The organism is Amycolatopsis sp. NPDC059027 (genome assembly GCF_042739735.1).
Lineage (GTDB): Bacteria > Actinomycetota > Actinomycetes > Mycobacteriales > Pseudonocardiaceae > Amycolatopsis.
Genome location: NZ_JBHYIK010000135.1, coordinates 5,913 through 11,052, shown reverse-complemented (window position 1 = coordinate 11,052; position 5,140 = coordinate 5,913). Strand labels below are relative to the sequence as shown.

The following is a 5,140-nucleotide window of genomic DNA, read 5'->3' as shown; positions in this document are numbered from 1 at the left end:
TGTAGCGCTCCCCGCGGGGGTGGCGCTCTCGGTCTGGGGGTGGCGCGCGGGCCCCCCCCCCCCCCCCCCCCGGGACCGGGAGTGATTGTCTGCGTCAAAGCCTTGCTACTCCCGGTCGTCCGCGTTGCGGCCACGACGGCCGATCAGCACGCCGCCGCCGACGAGCACGACGACCACGACGGCGCCGAGGGCGATCCACAGCCCGGTGTTGCCACCGCCGCTGTCGTTCGACGCCGCCTGCTGTCCGGCAGGGGTGGCGCCGTAGACGCCCCAGTAGCCGCTCTGTTCGAGGATCTGGCCCTCGGGCTGCGGCTGCTTGGTGAACGACGCGAAGGTGTCCGACCGGTAGGCCTCCAGCACGTTCTGGTAGTCGAGCACGACGTTCACGTACTGACTGGCCAGCCTGGCCTGCGCCTGCTTGGTGTACTCGGCGCGCTTGGCGAGATCGGTCTCGGCGAGCTGTTTGGCGTACAGGTCGTCGTACTGGGGGTCGCAGAAGAACGTGTCGGTGTTGGCGCCCTTGCCCTGCGCGTTCGGCCGCGCCGAGCAGGTGTGCAGCGACAGCACCGAGTCCGGGTCGGGGTTGGTGGAGTAGCCGCCGATGTAGAGGTCGTAGTTGCCCGCGTTGCTGCGGTCGTTGAGTTCCTCGTCGGAGACCAGCTCCTGGCGCACCGAGATGCCGATGTCCTTGAGCCAGCCGGTGATGTACTGGGTGGCTCGCTGGTCATACGGTCGGCTGGCGTGGCCGGCGAGGCGCAGTTCGAGCCGTCCGCCTCCGGGCACGCTGCGGACGCCGTCGCCGCCCTTGACGTATCCGGCCGCGTCCAGCGTCGCGTTCGCCGCGGCGAGGTCGAACTTCGTCCGTTCGGTGTCGGCCGGATCCCAGTGGTAGGCGGAGAAGACCGACGGGATGATGCCGCCGGGCATCTGCGCGTAGCCGCCCATCACCCTGTCCACAATGGTCTTCGGGTCGATGGCCTGCGCGATGGCCTTGCGCAGGCGGACGTCCTTGAGCGCCGGGTTGCCGTTGCCGATCGGCTGGTTGTCCGCGTTCTGCACGCCGAAGTTGATGTTCACCTCGTCGTAGCGGCGGCCCGGTGCCTTGTTGGTGGCGATGTTCGGCTGGCCCTTGAGCGCGTCGAACTGGGTCGGGGTCAGCCGGTTGATGACGTCGACCTCGTTCTGCTTCAGCGCGTTCACCGCCGCTTCGGCGTCCTTGAACACCAGCAACTGCAGCTCGTCGACCTTGGGCGCGCCACGCCAGTAGTTCTTGTTGGCCTTGAACTTGACGTACTCGTTCTGCTTGTACTCCGACAGCAGGTACGGGCCGTTGCCGACCCCGACGACCGCGGCGGTGTCGGTCTTCGGGTCGTTCAGGTCCTTGATCGGCGCCCACACGTGTTCCGGGACGATCGGGACGTCCAGCAGCGACACCGTCGACTGCGGGGTCTTGGTCTTGATGACCAGTGTGCTGTCGTCCGGCGCCGAGACCGACTCGAAGCTGGAGACGTAGCTGCCGTTGGCGGTGCGCGCGGTCTCGTCGGTGAGCATCCGGTTGAACGTGAACGCCGGGTCCTTGGCCGTCACGGGCTGGCCGTCGGACCATTTGGTGCCCTGGCGGATCTTGAACGTCCAGGTCAGCTTGTCCGGTGAGGTCGTCCACGATTCGGCGAGCGCGGGCGCGGGCTCGGCCTTCTCGGCCGACGGGGTGGTCAGGAACTCGTAGTTGAACCTGCCCACCTGGGTGGCCGCGAGCAGCGTCGCGGTGAACGGGTTGAGGTGGTCGATCCCGGTGATCAGCGCCACCCGCAGCGTCTTGCCCTGCTGGGCCTGGGCGGGTACGGCGAGCGGCAGCATCGCCAGGATTCCCGCGGCGACCGCCGCTCCCGCTCGGCTGATGCGCCGTCTACCCGTCCTTCGGCGAGAGTGCACCGATAACCACCCCAATTTGTCTAGATCACTCGACCCCAAGGCGCAAAAGTAACCACTCGCGCGCCGCCGGTGTCAACGATTGCCACCCGTCAATGCCAAGCCGTGACTAAAGTGCGTCGCATGCGGATCATGATCTCGGCGGACATGGAAGGCGCGACGGGGGTCACCTGGACCGACGACGTCATCCCCGGCACGCCGCAGTGGCAGCGGTTCCGAAAATTGTTCACCGGGGACGTCAACGCGACGCTCGCCGGATTGTTCGACGCCGGTGCCACGGACGTGCTGGTCAACGAAGCGCATTCCTCGCAGCGGAACCTGCTGCTGGAGGACCTCGACGGGCGCGCGCGGATGCTGACCGGGCGGCACAAGCCGCTGTCGATGATGCAGGGCATCGACTCGGGTGTGGACGGTGTCGTCTTCCTCGGCTACCACGCCGGAGCGGGGTTCGACGGCGTGTTGTCGCACACCTATCTGGAGAACCAGATCACCGGGGTGTGGCTGGACGACGTCCCGGCGAGCGAGGGCAGGCTCAACGCGGCGATGGCCGCCGAATACGGCGTCCCGGTCCTGCTGGTTTCCGGAGACGACCTGACGTGTGAAGACGCACGGGACTACGCACCGGACGCCGAGCTGGTGCCGGTGAAGGAGTGTGTCAGCCGGTACGCGGCGATCTGCCTGCCGCCCGCGCGGACCGCGGAACTGCTGTCCGAGGCGGCTGCGGAGTCGATGAAGCGGGCGGGAAAGTCCACGCCCGCACCGGGTTCGCACCGGATCGAGGTCGAGTTCGACGCGAGCCATCTCGCGCAGGCCACCGCGGTGATCCCGACCGTGGAACAGATCGGGGTGCGCCGGGTCGGGTTCGACGCGCCGAACATGACCGAGGCGATGAAGGCGTTCAAGGTGGTCACCGCGATCGCGGCGGGGGCGGTGCAGGGCATCTATGGCTGACGTCGTCGAAATGTGCGCGGACCTGATCCGGTTCGACACCACCAACCGCGGGGACGGTGACTCCGAGGGCGAGCGCGAGGCCGCCGAATACGTGGCCGGGCTGCTCGACGCGGCCGGGGTCCCGTCGAAGATCCTGGAGCGCGCGCCGCGACGGTCCAATGTGGTCGCCCGGATTCCGGGTACCGACCCGGCTTTGCCCGCGTTGCTGGCGCAGGGCCATCTCGACGTGGTGCCCGCGGACGCCGCGGACTGGTCGGTGTCACCGTTCTCCGGCGAGGTGCGCGACGGGTTCCTGTGGGGCCGGGGCGCGGTGGACATGAAGGACTTCTGCGCCATGGTGCTCGCCGCCGTCGCCTCCGGGCTGCGGCCGCGCCGCGACATCGTGCTGGCGTTCGTCGCCGACGAGGAGGATCGCGGGGAGTTCGGCGCGCACTGGCTGGTCGAGGAGCACCCCGAGCTGTTCGAGGGCTGCGCGGCGGCGATCAGCGAGTCCGGCGGCTACACCTATCCGGTCCCGGCCGCCGGCGGCCGGACGGTGCGGCTGTATCCGGTGGCCACGGCCGAACGCGGCACCGCGCACCTGCGGCTGACCGCACGCGGCCGCGCCGGGCACGGCTCCCGGCCCAACGACGAGAACGCGGTGATCCGGCTGGTGGGCGCGCTGCAGCGGATCGCCTCGCACCGCTGGCCGGTCGAGCTGACGCCGACGGTGCGTGCCTTCCTCGAACGGACAGGGGACGCGCTCGGTGTCCCCGTCGATCTGTCCGATGTGGACGGTACGGTCGCGCGGCTCGGCCCGGCGGGCGCGCTGGTGGTGCCGACGGTGCGGGTGAGCACCACCCCGACGATGCTGTCGGCCGGGTACAAGGTGAACGTCATCCCGAGCACCGCGACCGCGCAGGTGGACGTGCGGGTGCTGCCGGGCACCGAGGAAGCGACCCTCGCCGAGCTGGACAAGCTGCTCGGCGAGGGTGTCGAGCGGGAGTTCGTCGCGCATCAGGGGCCGGTGCAGGCGCCGGTCGACTCGCCGTGGTTCGACGCGATGGCCGGCGCGCTGCGTGCCGAGGACCCCGAGGCCGTCGTCGTGCCGTACTGCATGGGCGGCGGGACGGACGCGAAGGCGTTCAGCAAGCTGGGCATCGACTGCTACGGCTTCGCCCCGCTTTCGCTGCCGGAAGGCTTCCCCTACCGCGCGATGGCGCACGGCGTCGACGAGCGGGTCCCGGTCGAGGGCCTGCGCTTCGGCGAACGCGTGCTGACCCGCTTCCTCACCGAGGTCTGACGCCTCCGATCACGCGAGTTCTCCGCCTGATCACGCGAGATCCCCGCTGGAGCACGTGAGATCGCCCAACGTGCTCCAGCGGGCTCATGTGCGCAGGCGGAGATCTCGCGTGACTGGAGGGAGATCTCGCGTGTTTACCGGGTGAACTCGGCCCACCAGCGGGAGTTGTCCCGGATGGGTTCGATGCTGACCAGGCGGACGCCGTCCTGGGCGAAGGACTCGACCTCGGCGCGGTTGAGCGGCCATGGCGGGCCGCCGGCGGTGTCGACGCTCTCCTCGGCGACCTCGCAGACCAGTGCGGTGCCGCCGGGGGCGAGGAAGCCCGCGACGGAGGCGATGGCCTTCGCGCGGACGTCGCGGGGCATGGCCTGGACGTTGATGATCTCGACGACGAGGTCGAACGCGTGGCGCCATTCGGGTGGTGGCGCGAGCAGGTCCGCGACGCGGTAGTCCACCGTCGAGTCCGGGAACCGGCGCTGTGCGGCCGTGACGGCGGTGGCGGCGACGTCGAAGCCGGTGGTGGCGTACCCGGCGGCCGCGAGGACTTCGGGGTCGTCGCCGAAGGCACTGCCGACGACGAGCGCGCGGCGGCCTCCGCCCGGATGGGCCGCGGCCCAGGAGGCGAGTTCGGGATTGGGCTCGTTCCGCGCCCACGGGACGACGGCTTCACCGTTTTCGGCGGCCGCGTAGAGCTGTTCGAACCAGCCGGTGGGATCCCCGGCGGCGAGGGCGGTCTTGGCGAGGTCGGCGTCGGTGATCCGGTTCTGGCCGGTGGAATGAGTGCTCACCAGGTTGTTTATACCGTGGGACCCCTCCCGGGCCCGCACGGTTTACTACGCGGGCGACCACCGTTCTCCAGTCGTCGCGACGCGGGCGGGGTGGGTGCCGCGCGCGGCGGGTGTGGGGCTGGGCCGGGGGGGGGCGGGGGGGGGGTGTGGGGGGGCCCGCCCCCCCGCCCGACCCCCCCCCCCGCCGCCG

General features: G+C 70.2%; 4 protein-coding genes. 2 read left to right on the top strand and 2 right to left on the bottom strand.

Annotated elements, in window-relative coordinates:
• Nucleotides 1–105: 105 nt before the first annotated feature.
• On the bottom strand, nt 106–1,857 hold the full coding sequence (locus tag ACFWY9_RS44035) for an ABC transporter substrate-binding protein (RefSeq protein WP_378341691.1): 1,752 nt from the start codon (nt 1,855–1,857) through the stop codon (nt 106–108).
• 195 nt (nt 1,858–2,052) lie between these two features.
• On the opposite strand from ACFWY9_RS44035, the gene ACFWY9_RS44030 reads away from it, so the two are divergent.
• On the top strand, nt 2,053–2,880 hold the full coding sequence (locus tag ACFWY9_RS44030; RefSeq protein ID WP_378341690.1) for a M55 family metallopeptidase: 828 nt from the start codon (nt 2,053–2,055) through the stop codon (nt 2,878–2,880).
• Nucleotides 2,873–4,162, top strand: a complete 1,290-nt coding sequence (locus ACFWY9_RS44025) for a M20/M25/M40 family metallo-hydrolase (protein WP_378341689.1) — start codon at nt 2,873–2,875, stop codon at nt 4,160–4,162. Before ACFWY9_RS44030 ends, ACFWY9_RS44025 begins: the two co-directional genes overlap by 8 nt.
• Before the next feature lie 134 nt (nt 4,163–4,296).
• Here the strand turns inward: ACFWY9_RS44025 and ACFWY9_RS44020 are convergent, their stop codons facing one another.
• Entirely contained in the window at nt 4,297–4,950 is a 654-nt protein-coding gene (locus ACFWY9_RS44020) for a class I SAM-dependent methyltransferase (RefSeq protein WP_378323345.1), read from the bottom strand.
• Nucleotides 4,951–5,140 lie beyond the last annotated feature (190 nt).